The following is a 20,702-nucleotide window of genomic DNA, read 5'->3' as shown; positions in this document are numbered from 1 at the left end:
GCCGTCGCGCGTCAGCAGCGCGTTGGCGGCCTCCGGGCCCTCGCTGCCGGCCTTGTAGGGCTGCAGGCCGCGCCCGCCGGCACTCTTCCAGGCGTCGAGGAAAGGCTGCACTGCCGTCCATCCGGCCTCGACGCTGTCGGCGCGCTGGAACAGCAGATTGTCGCCGATCATGCAGTCATAGATCAGCGTCTCGTAACCGGTCGACGGCTCGGCCTTGAAGTAGTCCTTGTAACGGAACTTCATCTCGACGCCGTCGATGTTGATGGCCGGGCCCGGCACCTTGGTGTTGAACTGCAGCTCGATGCCTTCGGTCGGCTCGGTGGAGATGACCAGGTAATTCTGCGACAGGCGGTCGACCGCAGTGTCCCGGAACATCGCGAACGGCGCCTGCTTGAACTTGATCGCGATCTCGGTGCGTTTGGTGGTCAGGGCCTTGCCGGTGCGCAGATAGAACGGCACGCCGGCCCAGCGCCAATTGTCGATGGTCAGCTTCAGTGCGGCATAGGTCTCGGTCGAGCTGTCGGGTCTCACGTCCGGTGTCTTGAGGTAGTCCTCGACCTCGGTGTCGCCGATCCGGCCGGCGCGATACTGCCCGCGCACCGAGTTGGACAGCGCCTCATGCTCGGTCTGGGTCTGGATCGCGCTCAGCACCTCGGCTTTCTCCGAGCGCACCGCATGGGCGTCGAAGCGCGCCGGCGGCTCCATCGTCACCAGCGACAGCAGTTGGAACAGATGGTTCGGCACCATGTCGCGCAGCGCGCCGGTGGCGTCGTAGAAGCTGCCGCGATGGCCAACGCCGAGCTTCTCGTCGACGGTGATCTGGATGTGGTCGATATGGTTGCGATTCCAGATCGGCTCGAACATGCCGTTGGCAAAGCGCAGCACCAGGATGTTCTGCACGGTTTCCTTGCCGAGGTAATGGTCGATCCGGTAGATCTGGTGCTCGTCCATCAGCTTCAGCAGCGCGGCATTCAGCGCCTTGGCCGATGCCAGATCGGTGCCGAACGGCTTTTCGATGATCAGTCGCCGCCAGACGCCGTTCTCCGCCAGCATGCCGGTGCGCCCGAGCTGCTCGCTGATCGGCAGGAAGGCGTTCGGCGGGGTCGCCAGATAGAACAGCCGATTGCCGCCGGTGCCGCGCGCCTTCTCGAGCTTGTCGAGCCGTTCGTTCATCGCATCGAACGAGGCCGGATCGCGCGGATCGGCCTCGATCGAGGTTACGCATTCGAACAGCCGCTTCGCGATCGCCTCGTCCACCGGGCGGGTGGCGAACTTGCGCAGCCCTTTCAGCAGGCTGTCGGTCAGTTGCTCGCTCGACATGCCCTTGCGGACGACGCCGACGACGCAGAATTTTTCCGGCAGCAGATTGCCGGCGGCGAGATTGTAGAGCGCCGGAACGACCAGCCGGTGCGTCAGATCACCGGTGGCGCCGAAGATGATGAAGGAGCAGGGATCGGGTTTCTTCTGCACGTGACCTTCCACGTTTGATTCAAGACTTCTTCGGCGGCTCCTTGTGGCCCCCGAAACCTGCGCGCATCGCCGAGAGGATCTTCTCCGCGAAGGTGTGATCCTTGCGCGAACGGAAGCGCGTGTAGAGCGCGGCCGTCAGCACCTCGGCCGGCACGGCCTCGTCGACCGCGGCATTGACGGTCCAGCGGCCTTCGCCGGAATCCTCGACGAAGCCGGAATAATTGTCGAGCGTGTGGTTCAGCGCCAGCGCCGAGGCGGTGAGGTCGAGCAGCCAGGACGGGATCACGCTGCCGCGCCGCCAGACCTCCGCGATGTCGGCGATGTCGAGATCGAAGCGATGCTCCGGCGGCAGCGCCTCGATGTTGGCGTTCTTCAGGATGTCGAAGCCTTCGGCATAGGCCTGCATCAGGCCGTATTCGATGCCGTTGTGAATCATCTTGACGAAATGCCCGGCGCCAACAGGACCGGCGTGAATGTAGCCCTGTTCGATCCTGACATCGCGGCCCTCGCGGCCGGCGGTGCGCGGGATGTCGCCGATGCCCGGCGCCAGCGTCTTGAAGATCGGGTCGAGCCGGTCGACCACTTTCTTGTCGCCGCCGATCATCATGCAGTAGCCGCGCTCGATGCCCCAAATGCCGCCGCTGGTGCCGACATCGACATAATGCAGCCCGCGCTCCCTGAGCGCCTTGCCGCGGCGGACGTCGTCCTGCCAGAAGGTGTTGCCGCCGTCGATGATGACGTCGCCGGGCTGCATCAGCTTCGAGAGCGCCTCGATGGTGGCTTCGGTGATCTTGCCGGCGGGCAGCATCACCCAGGCGGTGCGCGGCGCTTCCAGCTTGAGGACAAAGTCCTCCAGCGACGAAGCGCCTGTGGCATTGTCCGCGACGAGCGCCGCGACTGCCTTGGGGTCCTTGTCATAGACCACGGTGGTGTGGCCCTGGGTCATCAGGCGGCGGACGATGTTGCCGCCCATCCGTCCGAGGCCGATCATGCCGAGTTGCATCTTGGGCCTCCGTCAGTTCAGTGCAGCCGAGATCGCGGCGTCGAGCGCCGCGAGCCCTGAGGTGAGATCGCCCTTGAGATGCACGCGCAGCGCCCGCCGGCCGCGCTCGGTGAGCACGTCGAAATCGCCGCGCGCCTGCGCTGCCTTGATCACGCCGAAGCTCGCCTTCTGGCCGGGCACCGCCAGGTCCTGGGCGTCGTCGGTCGTGACCTGCAGGAACACGCCGCTGTCGGGCCCGCCCTTGTAGGCCTGCCCGGTCGAATGCAGGAAGCGCGGGCCGAACTCGGCGCAGGTCGCAAGGTGTTTGGCATCGCGGACTTTCAGCCGCATCGCCTGCATGGCGTCGATGGTGTCGCCGTCGCGCTCGATATAGGCGAGCAGGGCGACATAGTCGCCGCGGCCGGAGCGCGACAGGTGGGCTCTGATCCAGGAATTGAGGTCGCCATTGGCGCCGGCCTTGCGCAGCTCCTCGGCGTTCAGCGCGTCGGTGTAGAGCTCGACATCATCAGCCGACACCACCGGCTGCTCGGCCGGCAGCGACCCGGTCTTCTCGAACGCAGCCGTCAACTCGCGCGTCTTGATCTTGGCAGCCTCGACGTCGGGCTGGTTGAACGGGTTGATGCCGAGGATCGAGCCCGCCACTGCGGTCGCGATCTCGAAGCGGAAGAACTCCTGACCGATATGGTCGATGGACTTCATCACGATGCGAACCACGGGGTGGCCGGCGGCCTCGAGCGCAGCGAGCTTGGCCTCATGCGTGGCGTCGCTCTCGCCCTCGGTGCGGAGGTCGATGAAGAAGCGGTCGTTGCCGTAGACTGTCGCGTCGCCGATCGTCTCGCCCTCGATCGGGATCAGGCCCTTGCCGTCCTTGCCGGTCGACTCCGCGATCAGCTGCTCGGCCCAGGCGCCGAAATCGGCGACGTCGGGTGAGGCGAAGATCGTCACCTTGTCGCGGCCTTCGAGCCCGGCGATGCCCATCGCCAGCCCGAGCTGGACGCCCGGGTTCTCCTGCGGCGGCACGTCGGCGCCGCACGAGCGCACCATGGCGAGCGCATGGCCGAGCAGGCTGCGGAGGTCGATGCCTGCGGCTGCCGCCGGCACCAGGCCGAACGGCGACAGCACGGAATAGCGGCCGCCGATCGCAGGATCGCCGTAGAAGATGCGGGCAAAGCCCTGCTTGATCGCGACCTTCTGCAGCGACGAGCCCGGATCGGTCACCGCGATGAAGCGATGACCGGCCTTGTCCTTGCCGATCGCTTTCGCCACCCGGTCGAAGAAATAGTCCTTCATCACGTTCGGCTCGGTGGTGCCGCCGGATTTGGAGGAGACAATGAACAGCGTCCTGGCGATGTCGACATACTCCTCCATCGCGCGCACCTGCGCCGGATCGGTGGAGTCGAGCACGTGCAGCTGCGGGAAGCCGGATTTGTGCGGGAAGGTCTGGGCCAGCACTTCAGGCCCAAGGCTTGAGCCGCCCATGCCGAGCACCACGGCGTCGGTGAAGTTCTGTCCCTTCACGCGCTTGGCAAAGTCCTCGTAGTCGGCGACGTCGGCGGAGGCGGCGCTGGTGAGCCAGCCCAGCCATTTGTCCTCGTCGTCGCCGGTCCAGACCGACTTGTCCTTGTGCCAGAGCCTGCGAATCTTGGCCGACGTGCGCCATTCCTCGGTGCTCTTCTCGACTGCCTTCGAAATGGTGGCGCCGAGCGCCAGCTTCTGGTGATCGATGCCGCCGCCGAGCGAGGTGGCGCGCTTGTGGGCGACCGCGCCATAGAGCTTGTCGGCCGCGTCGGCGAACAGCTTGACGCCGTCCTTCACCAGTTCCTCGGTGATCGCATCGAGCGAAATGCCGGATTTCTCCAGCTCCTCCAGTACGTGGCGGGCGTCCTCGATATTCTCCTCGAGGCTATCGCGGACCTTGCCGTGGTCGCGGAAGGCGTCGAGCGTCGCCGGCGGCACCGTGTTGACGGTGTCGGGGCCGATCAGCTCCTCGACGTAGAGGACGTCGCTGTAGTCCTTGTTCTTGGTGCCGGTCGACGCCCACAGCAGCCGCTGGGGCTTGGCGCCCTTGGCTGTCAGCCTGTCCCAGCGTGGGCCGGAGAACAGGCGCTTGTAGTCCTGGTAAGCGAGTTTTGCATTCGCGATCGCCACCTTGCCCTTCAGTGCCGCGAGCCGTTCCTTTTCGTGCGGATCGTTGGCCTTTGCGATCTTCTCGTCCAGTTGCTTGTCGACGGCAGAGTCGATGCGGCTGACGAAGAAGCTGGCGACGCTCGCGACATGGGAGGGATCGCCGCCCTTGGCGACGTATTTCTCCAGGCCGTTGAGATAGGCCTCCGCGACCTGGCGATAAACCTCCTGCGAGAACAGCAGCGTGATGTTGATGCTGATGCCTTCGCCGATCAGATATTCGATCGCCGGCAGGCCCTCCGGCGTTGCCGGCACCTTGACCATCAGGTTCTTGCGGTGGACGTCCTTCCAGAGTCGCTCGGCCTCCGCGATCGTGCCCTTGGTGTCCATGGCGAGATAGGGCGACACTTCGAGGCTGACGAAGCCGTCGCCGCCGTGGCTGTGATCGTAGACCGGGCGCAGCACGTCGGCGGCATGCTGGATATCCACCACGGCAAGATGCTCGAACAGGTCGGCGACCGAGCGGTCGCCCTTCTTGAGGGCCTGGCCGATCGCCCCGTCATACTCGTCCGAGCTGCCGATCGCCTTCTCGAAGATCGAGGGGTTGGACGTCACGCCTTTGACGCCGTCGGTCTCGATCAGCCGCTTCAGGTCGCCCTTGGCGACGAACCCGCGGGCGAGGAAGTCCAACCAGACGGCCTGGCGATGATTTTCGAGTGCTTTGACGGGGTTCATGGGTGCCTGTTCTCGTTCGATCGAGGGTCGATTTTTGGGTTCCCGGGCAGCTTTCGGGCGCGGAGGGGGATTGTCAACATGGCTGGGGGCCCGGGCGGAATATCAGCATTCCCAAGGGATAACGCCATTCACAACAGTTCGATCCCCTCGGACGCAGCCCGAGCAGACCCCGAACTCAGCACATTTTTATGACGCGTTGCGGTGCGCGACCGCGCGTCAGGGCCGCAGGTAGAGATAGCCCTGCGATTGCAGCTCGGCGATGCGGACCACGCCGCCACGCTCGGCCGCGACGAAGCCGGGAAGCAGGCCCTTCAGGCCGATGTTCTGCGATTTCATGGTGTTGCCGCAGGCGGCGAGCTCGATTCCGTCTTTGGTGAGCTGCCCGACACGCTTGGACAGGTCAGGATTGGCTCCTGACGAATGAAACGCCTTCAGCGCCTGGCCGTGCACCACCAGCGCGATCGTGACGTTGCCGGGGCCGCCGACGCCGTCGAGATGGTTCTGGATGTTACCGATCACGAAACCGACCTTGTCGAGGTCGTCGAGGTGATAGACCACCTTCAGCTTCTGCGGCGATGATTCAGTGGCGGCGTTCGCCCGCGACGCCGCGAAGGCGGCGCCCATCGCCGAGAGAGTGCCCCACAGGATGCTGCGTCGGTGCATGGCGTCCCTCGCGCAATTGTTGTTGACCCGACCAAGCCTATCACTTGTGCAAGCCTACTACTTGTGACGGAGTGCAGCGAGTTCCTTGCGGTCGGTCACGAGTTCGGCGCATTCGTTCAGGTCCGCGCGATCGACGCGGAAGATCTTGTCGTCGGCGCCGGCGAGCAGCTCTTCGCTTGCCTCAACGTCGGGCTTGTTGCGATTCCACATCCTGATGCTGGCGAGGCGTGCGATCGCGGATTTATCGTCCTTCGACAGCGCCACGCTGATACCGCCGCCTTCGCAATCCACGCCGCATTCAAAGCGTATTTCGTGTCCGGACTCGGCCGCGGTCGCGTGGTTGCAATAGCCGCTGGAGTCGAAATTGCCGGAGCGGTGGCGGTAGGCGACGCCGAGGCGGAACGAGTAGTTGGTGGTCTTGTCCTCCGGTGCGTCTTCGGCCGACACCAGAAGCTTCATCGCACGGACCTTCTGCTTCGGATGCTGCGCGAGATGATCTGCATCGTATCGCCGCACGAAGCAGGCATAGGCTTTCGCGCCGGGCGGGCCTGCGAACATCCTGTTGTCGAAGGCGGCTGCCAGGCCCTTGTCGACCGCCTTGTCGACCTCTTCCTGCGCCTGGACGGTCGACGTCGCGCCGGCGCAGGCTGCGGCGGCAACTGCGACAACAAGGAGCGCCTGCTTCATGACCGCCTCGGGAATAGCCTGCGCCTTCAAGGTGTCATCTTTACAGCGCGGCAATGGTGCCGCGCGGAACTGCGCGGGCTCGTTGCCTTAGTCGCGGCGAGAAGGAGGCACGTTCAACGGCTTCTGAATGTTTGTTCATCCGAATCTGTGACGTGCGCATCTTGACGCCAAGGCTGGACAGCCACACGTTTTCAGGGAGGCCAACGTTCATCTCCGGACGGGGAAGTTGCCCCGCTCGGAAGTCCGCCTAGGAAGCCTGGGCCCCGGTAAACCACGGATGTGGCTGAGGAGTTACAACCGTTAAAAACAGGCTACCAATGGGGGATATTGATGAACCATTAAGCTTCCTGCCTGTTGATAAGGCAGAGGCTGCACGCGCCGTGCATTGCCGAACTGAGTCGGTCGAGTGTCCAATGGACCCAGCGTGCCGACGCTGATTCGATCCTTGGACGCTCTGGTTACGACTCGTGTCAGCCGTGCGGCGATACATATCGTGGAGAGAGGGATCATGTACAACGATTCTTTGTTCAACGCCTTCGCAAGGTCGTTTGAAGCGCGAAGCCAGACCGACATGTCGATGGCCGAGTATCTGGAGTCGTGTCGAAGTGATCCGATGCGATATGCCAATGCGGCCGAGCGGTTATTAGCGGCAATCGGTGAGCCCCAGATGATCGACACGGCCAAGGACCCACGCCTTGGCCGTATCTTTTTGAACCGTACGATACGGTCGTATCCGGCCTTCGCCGGCTTCTACGGCATGGAAGACACGATCGAGCGGCTGGTCGGCTTCTTCCGTCACGCCGCGCAGGGCCTCGAGGAGCGCAAGCAGATCCTCTATCTGCTCGGGCCGGTCGGCGGCGGCAAGTCGTCGCTCGCCGAGCGCATCAAGGCGCTGATGGAAATTCATCCGATCTACGTGCTGAAGGCGGGTGACGAGCTGTCGCCGGTGTTCGAGAGCCCGCTCGGACTGTTCGATCCGGAGCAACTCGGGCCGATGATCGAGGAGAAGTACGGCATTCCGCGCCGCCGGCTGAGCGGGTTGATGTCGCCCTGGGCCTACAAGCGGCTCGAAGCCTTCGGCGGCGACATCTCGCAGTTCCGCGTCGCGCGCATCCAGCCCTCCCGGCTGCGCCAGATCGCGGTCGCCAAGACCGAGCCCGGTGACGAGAACAATCAGGACATCTCCTCGCTGGTCGGCAAGGTCGACATCCGCAAGCTCGAGACCTATGCCCAGAACGATCCCGACGCCTACAGCTATTCCGGAGGCCTCAACCGCGCCAACCAGGGCGTGCTCGAGTTCGTCGAAATGTTCAAGGCGCCGATCAAGATGCTGCACCCGTTGCTGACCGCGACGCAGGAAGGCAACTACATCGGCACCGAGAACATCGGCGCGATCCCGTTCACCGGCATCATCCTCGCGCACTCCAACGAAGCCGAGTGGCAGAGCTTCAAGACTAACAAGAACAACGAGGCCTTCATCGACCGCATCTGCGTCATCAAGGTCCCATACTGCCTGCGGGTCACCGAGGAGCAGAAGATCTACGAGAAGCTGATCCAGGGCTCCGAGCTTGCCGCCGCGCCGTGCGCGCCGGCAACGCTGGAAACGCTGGCCCGCTTCTCGGTGATGTCGCGGCTGCGCAAGCACGAAAACTCGACGCTGTTCGGCAAGATGCGAGTCTATGACGGCGAGAGCCTGAAGGAATCCGATCCGAAGGCGCGTAGCGTGCAGGAATACAAGGACGCAGCCGGTGTCGACGAGGGCATGGACGGCGTCTCCACCCGCTTTGCCTTCAAGGTGCTGGCCTCGACCTTCAATCACGACACCACAGAGGTCGGCGCCGATGCGGTACATCTGATGTATGTGCTGGAGATGGCGATCCGCCGCGAGCAGCTGCCTGACGAGACCGAGAAGCGCTATCTCGAATTCATCAAGGCCGACCTCGCGCCGCGCTATGCCGAGTTCATCGGCAATGAGATCCAGAAGGCCTATCTGGAATCCTACTCCGACTACGGCCAGAACCTGTTCGACCGCTACGTCGACTATGCTGACGCCTGGATCGAGGATCAGGACTTCAAGGATCCCGACACCGGCCAGCTGATGAACCGCGAGCTGCTGAACCAGGAGCTGACCAAGATCGAGAAGCCGGCCGGCATTGCCAACCCGAAGGACTTCCGCAACGAGGTCGTCAAGTTCTCGCTGCGCTCGCGGGCGCACAACAACGGCAAGAACCCGAGCTGGACCTCCTACGAAAAGGTCCGCGACGTGATCGAGAAGCGGATATTCTCGCAGGTCGAGGATCTGCTTCCCGTCATCTCGTTCGGCTCCAAGAAGGACGGCGAGACCGAGAAGAAGCACGGCGAGTTCGTCGAGCGGATGGTGGAGCGCGGCTATACCGAGCGCCAGGTCCGCCGGCTCGTCGAGTGGTACATGCGGGTGAAGCAGGCCGGCTAGTACGCGAAAACGGAAAGCCGGCGTCGGCTTTCCGTTTCGTCCCGTCCAAGAAAAATGTGATGCGACTGGTCATGATCGCATCCGGTGAGGCAGATGCAACGTGGTCATGCATATCGTCGATCGGCGGTTGAATCCGGGTAGCAAGAGCCTGGAGAACCGGCAGCGCTTCCTGCGGCGCGCCAAGGCGCTGGTGCAGGGAGCCGTCAAGAAGTCGTCTCAGGACCGGGACATCAAGGATGTCCTGGAGGGTGGCGAAGTGACCATCCCCCTGGACGGCATGGACGAGCCGCGGTTCCGGCGCGAAGGCGGCACGCGCGACATGGTGATGCCGGGCAACAAGAAGTTCGTCGAGGGCGACTGGCTGCAGCGCCCGAACCAGGGCGGCGCCAAGGGTTCCGGCGCGGGCGAGGGCGACAGCGAGGACGCCTTCCGCTTCGTGCTCAGCCGCGAGGAATTCGTCGATCTCTTCCTCGACGACCTCGAATTGCCCGATCTCGCCAAGCGCAAGCTCGCGGAGACCGAGAGCGAGGGTATCCGCGCGCGGGTTATGCGACATCGGGCTCGCCCGCCAACATCTCGATCAGCCGCACGGTGAGCCGGGCGCTGGCGCGACGCGTGGCGCTGCGCCGGCCGCGCAAGGACGAGATCGAGACGCTCGAGGCGGAGCTTGCAGAGTGCGACGACCAGGCGCGCCGCACCGAGCTGCTGGCACTGCTCGAGGCGCTGAAGGCCAAGGCCAAGCGAATTCCGTTCATCGATCCGATCGATATCCGCTACCGCCGCTTCGAGACGGTGCCGAAGCCGGTGGCGCAGGCCGTGATGTTCTGCCTGATGGACGTCTCGGGCTCGATGTCCGAGCACATGAAGGACTTGGCAAAGCGGTTTTACATGCTGCTCTACGTGTTCCTGAAGCGGCGCTACAAGCACGTCGAGATCGTGTTCATCCGGCACACCGACCGCGCCGAGGAGGTGGACGAGGATACGTTCTTCCATGGGCCGGCTTCCGGCGGCACGCTGGTGTCGAGCGCGCTGGTCGCGATGAACGACATCGTGCGCACCCGCTTCCGTCCCGCCGACTGGAACATCTACGCTGCGCAAGCCTCCGACGGCGACAACATGACCTCGGACAGCGGGCTGACCGGGCAACTGCTGACCGACAAGATCCTGCCGGTCTGCCAGTTCTTCGCCTATCTCGAGGTCGGTGAAGCCGCCAACTATACCTTCGACATGCCGGACTCCTCGCTCTGGACGCTCTATGAGCGCCTGCGCAATGAGGGCCAGCCGCTGTCGATGCGCAAGGTCAGCGAACGCGGCGAGATCTTCCCGGTGTTCCAGGACCTGTTCAAGCGCCGAGCCAAGCAGGAAAGGGTGTAGCGTAATGGGTTTTTCCGGGGAACGGCTGTTCGAGGGCGCCGACTGGGATTTCCAGACCTTGCAGCGGATTCACGACGCCTGCGAGAAGATCGCGCGCACCGAGCTTGGGCTCGACGTCTATCCCAACCAGATCGAGGTGATCACCGCCGAGCAGATGCTGGACGCCTATTCCTCGGTCGGCATGCCGCTGTTCTACAAGCACTGGTCGTTCGGCAAGCAGTTCGCCTTCCAGGAAGCGTCGTATCGCAAGGGCCTGATGGGCCTCGCCTACGAGATCGTGATCAATTCCTCGCCGTGCATCTCCTATCTGATGGAGGAGAACACCGCGACGATGCAGACGCTGGTGATCGCGCACGCGGCGTTCGGGCACAATCACTTCTTCAAGAACAACTATCTGTTCAAGCAGTGGACCGATGCCGACGGCATCCTCGACTATCTCGAATTCGCCAAGGGCTACATCGCGGCCTGCGAGGATCGCCATGGGCGCGAAACGGTGGAGCGGACGCTGGACGCCGCGCATGCGCTGATGTCGCATGGCGTCGACCGCTATCCCGGAAAGAAAGCGCTTGATTTGCGTGCCGAGGAGAAGCGTGCCGGCGAGCGCCGCCAGCACGAGGAGGCCGTGTTCAACGATTTGTGGCGGACGGTGCCGAACACCAAGGCCAAGAGCAAGGCCGCGCTCACTGCCGAGCGGCGCCGCGCGCTGCTCGGTCTGCCGCAGGAGAACATCCTCTACTTCCTGGAGAAGACGGCGCCGCGCCTGCAAGGCTGGCAGCGCGAGCTCATTCGCATCGTGCGCCACATCGCGCAGTACTTCTACCCGCAGGGCCAGACCAAGGTGATGAACGAGGGCACCGCGACCTACGTCCATTACCGCATCATGAGCCGGCTGCATCAGCAGGACCGGATCACCGACGGCAATTTCCTCGAATTCCTGCAGTCGCACACCAATGTGGTGTTCCAGCCCGAGTTCGACGACCGCCGCTACTCCGGCTTCAATCCTTACGCGCTCGGCTTTGCGATGATGCAGGACATCGAGCGCATCGTGAAGAATCCGGAAGACGAGGACCGTGACTGGTTCCCCGACATCGCCGGCAAGGGTGACGTCGAGGGTGTGCTGCGCGAGATCTGGAGCAACTACCGCGACGAGAGCTTCATCAACCAGTTCCTCAGTCCGGCATTGATCCGGCGCTTCCGCATGTTCCATCTGCACGACGACCCCGCCGAAAGCCAGGGGATCAAGGTCGATGCGATCCATGATGAACGCGGCTACCGCCGGGTGCGCCGCGAGCTGGCGCGGCAATACGACGTCGGTTTCGTCGACGCCAACATCGAGGTCATGGATGTCGATCTCGACGGCGACCGCCGCCTGATGCTGCGTCACACCACCGTGAAGGGCGCGCAGCTCAACGAGACCGACACGCGGCGCGTGCTGCAGCATCTCGCCGATCTCTGGACCTACGACGTCGCGCTGACCGAAGTCGACGCTACCGACAAGGTGCTGAAGGAATACGTCGTCAGCCCGCGCGCGGCAGCGGTCGCGGCTTGAGGATGACGCTGTCGCTGACCTGAGCGCGGCGCAGCCCGCCGCGCGGAATGCAGATCTTGCTCGGTGAACCTTCGCGTCCGGCGAAGGCTCACATCATGAACATCCCGGCAACATTGCAGGCTTTGAAAACACATCACGTTCCGTGCGCGAACGTGATTGCCGGCATGCGGAAATTTCGCGGCGGCTTTCTTGGTGATTGCCTGCTCGGGCGCGATTGATAATGTGCGCCGCGTCAAGAAAACCAAGAAAAGGATATGCTCTTGTCAATTCGCTCTCGCCTGGCCGGCCTGCTCGCTGTCACCGCGCTCACGGCCGCCTCGATCCCGCCATCCATCGCAGCCGAAAGCGGCATCAGAATTGGAAACACCGCGCCCTACAGCGGCCCGGCGTCGGCCTACGGCACCATCGCGCGCGCCGAAGCCGCGTATTTCCAGATGCTCAACGATCAGGGCGGCATCAACGGCCGCAAGATCGACTTCGAGAGTCTCGACGACGCCTATTCGCCGTCGAAGACGGTCGAGCAGACGCGCAAGCTCGTCGAGCAAGACGAGGTGCTCGCGATCTTCAGCGCGGTCGGCACCGCGCCCAATATCTCGGTGCAGAAGTACCTGAACATCAAAAAAGTGCCTCAGTTGTTCGTGTCCTCGGGCGCGACGCGCTGGAACGATCCGAAGCAATTCCCGTGGACGGTCGGTTTCAATCCAACCTATGAGCTCGAAGGTCGGCTCTACGCTAAATACATCCTGAAGACCAAGCCGAATGCGAAGATCGCGGTGATCACGCCGAACGAAGACGCCGGCAAGGATTATCTCAGGGGTTTCAAGGACGGGCTTGGTGAGCATGTCGGCCAGATCGTGGCCGAGACCACCTACCTCACGACCGACCCGACCATCGATTCCCAGATGGTGACGATGCGCGAGTCCGGTGCCGACGTGTTCTTCGCCGAAGCGACGCCGAAATTCGCGGCGCAAGCTTTGCGCAAAGCGGCGAGCATGGGCTGGAAGCCGCTCACCATCCTGCCGACCGTCTCCAACTCGGTCTCGGCTGTGCTCGAGCCGGCCGGGCTCGAGAATGTCATCGGGGTCGTAACCGGCCTCTATCTGAAGGACCCGACCGATCCGCGCTGGGCCGACGATCCCGCGCGGAAGGAGTTTGCTGCCTGGATGACGAAGTATCAGCCGAACGCGAGCGCCGGTGATCTCTTCAACGTGCAGGGCTACACGGTCGCGCAGGTCATGACGGCGGTGCTGAAGAACTGCAACGGCGACTACAGCCGCGACAACATCATCAAGCAGGCGACCAATCTGAAGCCGCTCGAACTGCCGATGCTGCTGCCGGGCATCAAGGTGCAGACCGAGCCCGACAATGTGACGCCGATCCGACAGATCCAGATGGCACGGTTCGACGGCAAGTCCTGGGCACTGTTCGGCGACGTGCTGAGCGACAAGTAGCCGGCCAAACGCAAATCGGGCCTTCCGGTGGTTGCCGGAAGGCCCGATCTGAAACCAGATTCAAACCTCAACGCAGACTGGCGTTGATCTTGTCCAGCACGGCCGATCCCGGGCACAGCGCCTGTTCGTCCAGCGTGTTGAGCGGCGTCTCGACGGTGTCGAGATGGGTGTGGAGATCCTCGGCCTCCGGATCGACATAAAGCAGGCCGGTGACGATCTGGCCCTTGGCCGCATGCTTCTGCAGGAAGGTCATCGCGCCGAGCCGATCATGCGGATCGTAGTCGGCGTCGAGCTTGCGCAGCGCCAGCCTGGAGCCGTCATGCTGCTCGACCACCTGCACGGTGCCGGGCGCATAGTCGACGCTGATCGGATCGCGGCCGACCAGCACGTCGAGCCGGTTCACCGCGTCATTGTGCTCGCGCACATAGTCGAAGCTCTTGGTCGAGCCGGCGTGGTTGTTGAAGGCGATGCACGGGCTGATCACGTCGATGAAGGACGCGCCCTTGTGGCGGATCGCAGCGGCAATCAGGGGAACCAATTGCGTCTTGTCGCCGGAGAAGCTGCGCGCCACGAAGGTGGCGCCAAGCTGCAAGGCGATCGCGACCAGGTCGATCGCATTGTCGGTGTTGGTGACGCCCTTCTTGGACTTCGAGCCGCGGTCGGCGGTCGCCGAGAACTGGCCCTTGGTCAGGCCGTACACGCCGTTGTTCTCGACGATATAGGTCATGTTGACCGCGCGCCGGATCGAATGCGCGAACTGGCCGAAGCCGATCGAGGCGCTGTCGCCATCGCCGGAGACGCCGAGATAGATCAGGTCGCGGTTGGCGAGGTTGGCGCCGGTCAGCACCGACGGCATCCGGCCATGCACCGAGTTGAAGCCGTGCGAGTTGCCGAGGAAATAGTCCGGGGTTTTCGACGAGCAGCCGATGCCGGAAATCTTCGCCACCCGGTGCGGCTCGATCGAGAGCTCGTAGCAGGCCTCGATGATCGAGGCGGTGATCGAATCGTGGCCGCAGCCGGCGCACAGGGTCGAGATCTTCCCCTCGTAGTCGCGGTGGGTATAGCCCAGCTCGTTCTTCTTCAGCCCGGGATGATGAAATTTCGGCTTTGCAATGTAGGTCATGACAACACCTGCGGTCCCCGCCACGTCACGGCCGGGCTTGTCCCGGCCATCCACGTCTTGGCCAGGAAAAAGGAAGTCGTGGATGCCCGGCACAAGGCCGGGCATGACGCCGGAGAGATCGGATGATCGGTCATGTCACGGCCTTGCGGAGAGGGGTCACCTTGAGATGATCCTGGTGGTCGCCGATCGCGTTGGCGATGAAGCGCGCGGTGATCGGCGTGCCGTCATAGTGCAGGATCGGCACCAGCCTGACGGGGTCGATGCCGTTCTCGTTGACGATCAGCTGGCGGAGCTGCGCGTCGCGGTTCTGCTCGACCACGTAGACGAAGTCGTGATCGGCGATGAAGCTCGCGACGCTGGAGTGGAACGGGAAGGCGCGGATGCGCATGCGGTCCAGCTGATGGCCGCGGGCCTCCAAAATCCCGATCGCCTCGTCCATCGCGGGCGAGGTCGAGCCGAAATAGAGCACGCCATACTTGGTCGGCTTTGCCGCATTGGCCTGCAATGGCCGCGGCACCATGTCCTGCGCTGTCTCGAACTTGCGTACCAGGCGCTGCATGTTGTCGGCGTACACGGCGCCTTCCTCGGAATAGCGCGCGTAACGGTCGCGCGAGGTGCCGCGGGTGAAGTAGGAGCCCTTGGTCGGATGGGTGCCAGGATAGGTGCGATAGGGGATGCCGTCGCCGTCGACGTCGAGGTAGCGGCCGAAGTCGCGGCCTTCCTCGAGCATCTCCGCCGTCATCACCTTGCCGCGGTCATATTGCTTGGCGTCGTCCCACTTCAGCGGGCGGCACAGCCGGTGATTCATCCCGATGTCGAGATCGAGCATCAGGAAGATGGTGGTCTGCAGCCGCTCGGCGAGATCAAAGGCAGCGGCGGCGAACTCGAATGCCTCGGCCGGATCCTCCGGGAACAGCAGCACGTGCTTGGTGTCGCCGTGCGAGGCATAGGCGCAGGCGATCACGTCGCATTGCTGGGTGCGGGTCGGCATCCCGGTCGAGGGGCCGGCGCGCTGGATATTCATGATCACGGCCGGGATCTCGGCGAAATAGGACAGGCCGATGAACTCGGTCATCAGTGAGATGCCCGGTCCCGAGGTCGCAGTGAACGCCCGCGCACCGTTCCAGGAGGCGCCGATCACGATACCGATCGAGGCGAGCTCGTCCTCCCCCTGCACGATCGCGTATTTCGCCTTGCCGGTCTCGGGATCGTGGCGGTACTTCTTGCAGTGGCTGGTGAAGGCTTCCGCGACCGACGATGACGGCGTGATCGGATACCAGGCGCACACGGTGGCGCCGCCATAGACGGCGCCGAGCGCGGCCGCGCTGTTGCCCTCGATGAAGATGCGGTCGCCGACCTTGTCGGACTTCTTCACCCGCAGTCCGATCGGGCATTTCAGGTTCTGCAGCGCCCAGTCGCGGCCGAGATGCAGCGCATGGACGTTGGAGGAGAGCAGCTTCTCCTTGCCCTTGTACTGCTCGCCGATCAGCTGCTCGACCAGCTTGGGATCGAGGTCGAGCAGGGCGCAGAGCGCGCCGAGATAGATGATGTTCTTGAACAGCTGGCGCTGTCTGGGATCGGTGTAGGTCGAGTTGGTGATCGCGGTCAGCGGCACGCCGATGACGGTGATGTCCTCGCGGAATTTCGACGTCGGCATCGGCTTGGTCGAATCATAAAACAGATAGCCGCCGGGCTCGATCGAGGCGACGTCCTTGTCCCAGGTCTGCGGATTCATCGCCACCATCATGTCGACGGCGCCGCGGGCGCCGAGATGGCCGTCCTCGGTGACGCGCACCTCATACCAGGTCGGCAGGCCCTGGATGTTGGAGGGGAAGATGTTGCGCGGCGACACCGGCACGCCGTGGCGCAGGATCGAACGCGCGAACAGCTCGTTGGCAGAAGCCGAGCCCGAACCGTTGACGTTGGCGAAGCGGACGACGAAGTCGTTTACGCTGCTGATCGGGCTTTGGACTGACATGTTGATCCCGCTTGAACCATATCGATGAGGTACTTCTGCATGTCCCAGGCGCCGGTCGGGCAGCGCTCGGCACACAGTCCGCAATGCAGGCAGACGTCTTCGTCTTTCACCATGACGCGGCCGGTCTTCAGGTCGCCGGAGACGTACAGCGCCTGGTCGTGATGCGGCGAGGGCGCTTTCAGCCGCTGCCGCAAATCATCCTCCTCGCCGTTCTCGGTGAAGCTGATGCAGTCCATCGGACAGATGTCGACGCAGGCGTCGCATTCGATGCAGAGCGGAGCGGCAAACACCGTCTGCACGTCGCAGTTCAGGCAGCGCTCCGCTTCGCCGAGCGCGAGCTTGAGGTCGTAGCCCAGCTCGACCTCGGCGCGGATGTCCTTCAGCGCGATCACCTTGTCGCGATGCGGCACCTTGAAGCGCTTGTCGGTGGAGATGTCGTTGTCGTAGCTCCACTCGTGGATGCCCATCTTCTGCGAGGAAACGTGCACCTCGGGCAGCGGGCGCTCGTTGATGTCCTCGCCGGACAGCATCTTGTGAATGGAGAGCGCGGCGTCGTGGCCGTGCGCCACCGCCCAGATGATGTTCTTCGGCCCGAACGCGGCGTCGCCTCCGAAGAACACCTTGGGATTGGTCGAGACGAACGTCCTGGTGTCGACCTTCGGCATGTGCCACTTGTCGAATTCGATGCCGCAGTCGGCTTCGATCCAGGGGAACGCATTCTCCTGGCCGACTGCAACGAGCACATCGTCGCACGGGATGGTCTCGTCCGGCTCGCCCGAGGGCACCAGATTGCGCCGGCCCTTGGCGTCGTACTCCGCCTTCACCTTCTGGAAGATCACGCCGATCAGCTTGCCTGCCACATGCTTGAACGCCACCGGCACCATGTAGTTGAGGATCGGAATGTCCTCATGGAGGGCGTCTTCCTTCTCCCACGGCGAAGCCTTCATCTCCTCGAAGCCGGAGCGGACGACCACCTTGACGCTCTCGCCGCCGAGGCGGCGCGCGGTGCGGCAGCAATCCATCGCGGTATTGCCGCCGCCGAGCACGATGACGCGGCGGCCGATCTTTTCGACGTGACCGAACGACACGTTGGCCAGCCACTCGATGCCGATATGGATGTTGGCGGCGGCCTCCTTGCGGCCGGGAATGTCCAGCTCGCGGCCGCGCGGCGCGCCGCTTCCGACGAAGATCGCGTCGTAGTTCTCGGCGAGCAGCTGCTTCAGGCTGTCGACGCGCTGGCCGCCCTTGAACTCGACGCCGAGATTGAGGACGTAGTCGGTCTCCTCGTCGATCACGCTGTCGGGCAGGCGGAATTTCGGAATCTGGCTGCGCATCATGCCGCCGGCCTTGGGATCGCCGTCGAACACGGTGCAGTGATAGCCGAGCGGGGCGAGATCGCGCGCTACCGCGAGCGAGGCGGGGCCGCCGCCGACCAGCGCGATGCGCTTGCCGTTCTTCGGCCCCGGCTTCGGCAGGCGATGCTTGATGTCGTCCTTGAAGTCGGCGGCGACGCGCTTCAGGCGGCAGATCGCGACCGGATTGTCCTCGACGCGCCCGCGGCGGCACGCCGGCTCGCACGGACGGTCACAGGTGCGCCCGAGAATGCCGGGGAACACGTTGGACTTCCAATTGATCATGTAGGCGTCGCTGTAACGCCCCTCAGCAATCAACCGGATGTACTCGGGAACGGGGGTGTGTGCGGGGCAGGCCCATTGGCAATCGACTACTTTATGAAAGTAATCCGGCGCCGAGATATCAGTCGGTTTCATTCCTACCTTTGACCCGCGCGAAAATGCCTGACCGCGCGGCCTTATCGTTGACGACGAACGCTCACGTGGCGTTGTTGTGGTTTTTGAATTGGATCATAGGTTTATCTTATTAGAGCCGTTCCAGAGAAGGCAAAGGCTAAATTGTCTGATCATCTGCTTTCGCGCGGCTGATGTGCGCTCAGCGTTAATCTCGATTTCGTTATGCGGCGGTGCAGCATGATCTGCACCACCGCATCGCGCTTGTTTGAGTATCTCCACGCAAACGTTGCGCGTTTGCTTCAGCCGCGCGGAAGATCGCTCTTGGCGATATCCCACAACAGCCTGTAGACGCCGCTGGTGACCACGAGCGGCTTCAAGGCTGCATTGCCCGTGATGCTTGCCGCGGCCGCAGGGACCGCGCCAACGTCGGTGGCGTGGATCAGCACGAACCAGTCGCCGGCGCCGGGATCGGCTTTGTCGGCGTCCGGTGTCAGCGGCTTCGACAGCACGGGATCGTTCTCCAAAAGATGCATCGAGATGATGCCGTCGCGCGCGGCGGGATCGAGTTGCTCCCGCAATGCAGCGCGGAGTTTGTCCGCGCCGTCGGCCGGCGGCCGCAGGCGGATGATGCCGAGGGCTGCGCCGCGGCCGACGCCGCGGCTGATGGTGATGCGGGAAACCCCGCGGATCATGTTCTGGAAGCGCGCGATGTTGGCCTTCGACCAGTCGGTCTGGCTGGCGAGCGCCTTGCGGTAGGCCGGGCTCTCGAGCACGTCGAAGGTCGCGGTCGAATAGAGGCTGAGATATTTTGGCCTGCCGTCATGGGCGACGTAGCGGCGGGCTTCCAGGAATCCGTCGATCGCAACCCGTTCTTCGAGATGCTCGCGGTCGTACCAGCGATTGAATTCAGCTTCGTGTAAGCTGTCGATATCCATCGACGTCAGCAGCATGCCTTGTCCGGCGATTGGCATCGAGTGCTCCTTTTTTGCCTGTTTTATCTGCACAATATCGCCGAACGGCGCTGGTCAGGGAAGCAGCTCCGGGGCGGCGAGGACGGCTCAGACCAAGGATTGCCACAATTGCCGCAATCCTGTTCAGCGCGTATTCACGGAAGTAGCATTTCCATCCGTTACGCCAACTCTCGAGAAGAAAAGGGACGACCACTATGGCGCGCATTCTGTGGGCATTGATCGTCGGTCTGGTGTCGCTTGCGTCGCTTCCCGTGCATGCGCAGGACCAGGAGAAACGCCTTGCGCTCGTCGTCGGCAACGGCGCCTATCAGGCGAGCGCGTTGCAGACCGCCGCGAACGATGCGGGACTGATCGCGCAGACCTTGCAGGCCGCCGGCTTCGACGTGGTCGGGGCACGCGATCTCGACAGCGAGACGCTCCGCAAGTCGTTCCGCGATTTCATCCAGAAGGTGCAGGACGCGGGGCCCAACGCGGTGGCCTTCGTCTACCTCGCCGGTTACGGCGTGCAGCTCACCGGCGAGAACTACTTCGTGCCTGTTGACGCCAAGATCGCCCGCGACACCGACGTGCCGGTCGAGGCGATCCGCCTCTCCGACTACAGCCATCAGCTCTCTGCGCTGCCGATCAAGGCCGGCGTGATCGTGCTCGATGCGGCGCGCAGCAATCCCTTCGCCAAGGACGGCCAGCCGCTGGCCGGCGGCCTTGCGCTGGTCGATCCCGATCCGAAGATGCTGATCGCCTTCAATTCGGCACCCGGCACTGTCGCCCCTGACGGGGCGCCGCCTTACGGGCCCTATGCGCAGGCGCTGGCGGAAATGATCCGCGCCGGCGGCCTCACTCTGCCCGAGGTGTTCGATCGCGTTCGTCTGCGCGTCAACGAGATGACCAAGGGTGCCGAGATCCCGTGGAACGCGCAGAAGGTCGACGCGCCCTTCATGTTCTTCGAGCGCAAACCGGATGCGCCGCCGCAGCAGGTCGACGCCGGACTGCGCACCAAGCCGATCCGCGATTTCCCGGCCCAGGATGCCTATGCCGCGGCGCTCGAGCGCGACACGCTGCAAGGCTACGAGGACTATCTGCAGGCCTACCCGACCGATCCGTTGGCCAAGCGCGTGCGCGCGATCGTGGCGGCGCGGCGCGAGGCCATCACCTGGCGGCGCACCTACAACGCCGACACCGCAGATGCGTATTGGTCGTACCTGCGGCGTTATCCGCGCGGGCCGCATGCTTACGACGCAAGGCGCCGGCTCTCCTATCTGTCGGCCGCGCTGGAGCCGCCGCCGCAGTTCGCGGCGATCGATTACGACGTGCCGCCGCCGCCGCCCGACGAGATCGTCTATGTCGACCGTCCGGTGCTGTACTACAGCGATCCGG

At 63.7% G+C, this 20,702-nt stretch carries 14 protein-coding genes and 1 pseudogene; 6 read left to right on the top strand and 9 right to left on the bottom strand.

The genetic code is table 11. From position 1 onward, the window contains the following. From zwf to H8A92_RS32125, 5 genes are all read right to left on the bottom strand, one after another. A partial coding sequence (zwf, locus tag H8A92_RS32145) for a glucose-6-phosphate dehydrogenase (protein ID WP_229199431.1) occupies nt 1-1,470 on the bottom strand: 1,470 nt, incomplete at its 3' end. 19 nt (nt 1,471-1,489) lie between these two features. After that, on the bottom strand, nt 1,490-2,473 hold the full coding sequence (gene gnd, locus H8A92_RS32140) for a phosphogluconate dehydrogenase (NAD(+)-dependent, decarboxylating) (protein ID WP_229199430.1): 984 nt from the start codon (nt 2,471-2,473) through the stop codon (nt 1,490-1,492). 12 nt (nt 2,474-2,485) lie between these two features. Then, the gene (locus H8A92_RS32135; protein WP_229199429.1) at nt 2,486-5,332 is read right to left on the bottom strand and encodes a bifunctional transaldolase/phosoglucose isomerase; all 2,847 of its coding nucleotides are present in this window, start codon (nt 5,330-5,332) and stop codon (nt 2,486-2,488) included. Nucleotides 5,333-5,548: 216 nt separating this feature from the next. Next, nucleotides 5,549-5,995, bottom strand: a complete 447-nt coding sequence (locus tag H8A92_RS32130) for a DsrE family protein (RefSeq protein ID WP_229199428.1) — start codon at nt 5,993-5,995, stop codon at nt 5,549-5,551. A gap of 57 nt (nt 5,996-6,052) precedes the next feature. Then, nucleotides 6,053-6,682, bottom strand: a complete 630-nt coding sequence (locus H8A92_RS32125; protein ID WP_229199427.1) for a hypothetical protein — start codon at nt 6,680-6,682, stop codon at nt 6,053-6,055. Between the two features lie 508 nt (nt 6,683-7,190). Here H8A92_RS32125 and H8A92_RS32120 point away from each other — a divergent pair. From H8A92_RS32120 to H8A92_RS32105, 5 genes and pseudogenes are all read left to right on the top strand, one after another. Then, nucleotides 7,191-9,134 (top strand): PrkA family serine protein kinase, encoded by a 1,944-nt coding sequence (locus tag H8A92_RS32120; protein ID WP_163150023.1) that lies wholly within the window; start codon nt 7,191-7,193, stop codon nt 9,132-9,134. Between the two features lie 106 nt (nt 9,135-9,240). Further along, a pseudogene (locus H8A92_RS32115) lies at nt 9,241-10,508 on the top strand (YeaH/YhbH family protein). A gap of 4 nt (nt 10,509-10,512) precedes the next feature. Further along, nucleotides 10,513-12,057: a SpoVR family protein gene (locus tag H8A92_RS32110; RefSeq protein WP_229199426.1), complete on the top strand. Its 1,545-nt coding sequence runs from the start codon at nt 10,513-10,515 to the stop codon at nt 12,055-12,057. Between the two features lie 95 nt (nt 12,058-12,152). Continuing rightward, nucleotides 12,153-12,275 carry a hypothetical protein gene (locus tag H8A92_RS40880; RefSeq protein ID WP_274613521.1) on the top strand — a complete coding sequence of 41 codons (123 nt, stop codon included), beginning with the start codon at nt 12,153-12,155 and terminating at the stop codon, nt 12,273-12,275. A gap of 42 nt (nt 12,276-12,317) precedes the next feature. Then, the gene (locus H8A92_RS32105) at nt 12,318-13,508 is read left to right on the top strand and encodes an ABC transporter substrate-binding protein (protein ID WP_420831395.1); all 1,191 of its coding nucleotides are present in this window, start codon (nt 12,318-12,320) and stop codon (nt 13,506-13,508) included. 67 nt (nt 13,509-13,575) lie between these two features. Here H8A92_RS32105 and H8A92_RS32100 read toward each other — a convergent pair whose 3' ends face one another. The 4 genes from H8A92_RS32100 to H8A92_RS32085 form a co-directional block, all read right to left on the bottom strand. Further along, nucleotides 13,576-14,631 (bottom strand): 2-oxoacid:ferredoxin oxidoreductase subunit beta, encoded by a 1,056-nt coding sequence (locus H8A92_RS32100; RefSeq protein WP_194459507.1) that lies wholly within the window; start codon nt 14,629-14,631, stop codon nt 13,576-13,578. Between the two features lie 130 nt (nt 14,632-14,761). Continuing rightward, nucleotides 14,762-16,609, bottom strand: a complete 1,848-nt coding sequence (locus tag H8A92_RS32095) for a 2-oxoacid:acceptor oxidoreductase subunit alpha (protein ID WP_163150041.1) — start codon at nt 16,607-16,609, stop codon at nt 14,762-14,764. Continuing rightward, on the bottom strand, nt 16,579-18,378 hold the full coding sequence (locus tag H8A92_RS32090) for an FAD-dependent oxidoreductase (protein WP_229199424.1): 1,800 nt from the start codon (nt 18,376-18,378) through the stop codon (nt 16,579-16,581). The genes H8A92_RS32095 and H8A92_RS32090 overlap by 31 nt, the downstream gene beginning before the upstream one ends. A gap of 278 nt (nt 18,379-18,656) precedes the next feature. Beyond that, complete coding sequence (locus H8A92_RS32085) at nt 18,657-19,328, bottom strand: DUF4286 family protein (protein WP_229199423.1); 672 nt, start codon at nt 19,326-19,328, stop codon at nt 18,657-18,659. Nucleotides 19,329-19,522: 194 nt separating this feature from the next. On the opposite strand from H8A92_RS32085, the gene H8A92_RS32080 reads away from it, so the two are divergent. Then, nucleotides 19,523-20,702, top strand: a 1,180-nt coding sequence (locus tag H8A92_RS32080; RefSeq protein ID WP_229199422.1) for a caspase family protein, incomplete at its 3' end; no start/stop codon positions are given.

The sequence above is a fragment of the Bradyrhizobium acaciae genome, from assembly GCF_020889785.1.
Taxonomy (GTDB): domain Bacteria; phylum Pseudomonadota; class Alphaproteobacteria; order Rhizobiales; family Xanthobacteraceae; genus Bradyrhizobium; species Bradyrhizobium acaciae.
Note: the sequence above shows the minus strand (reverse complement) of the source record. Positions and strands in the feature narration are given on the sequence as shown.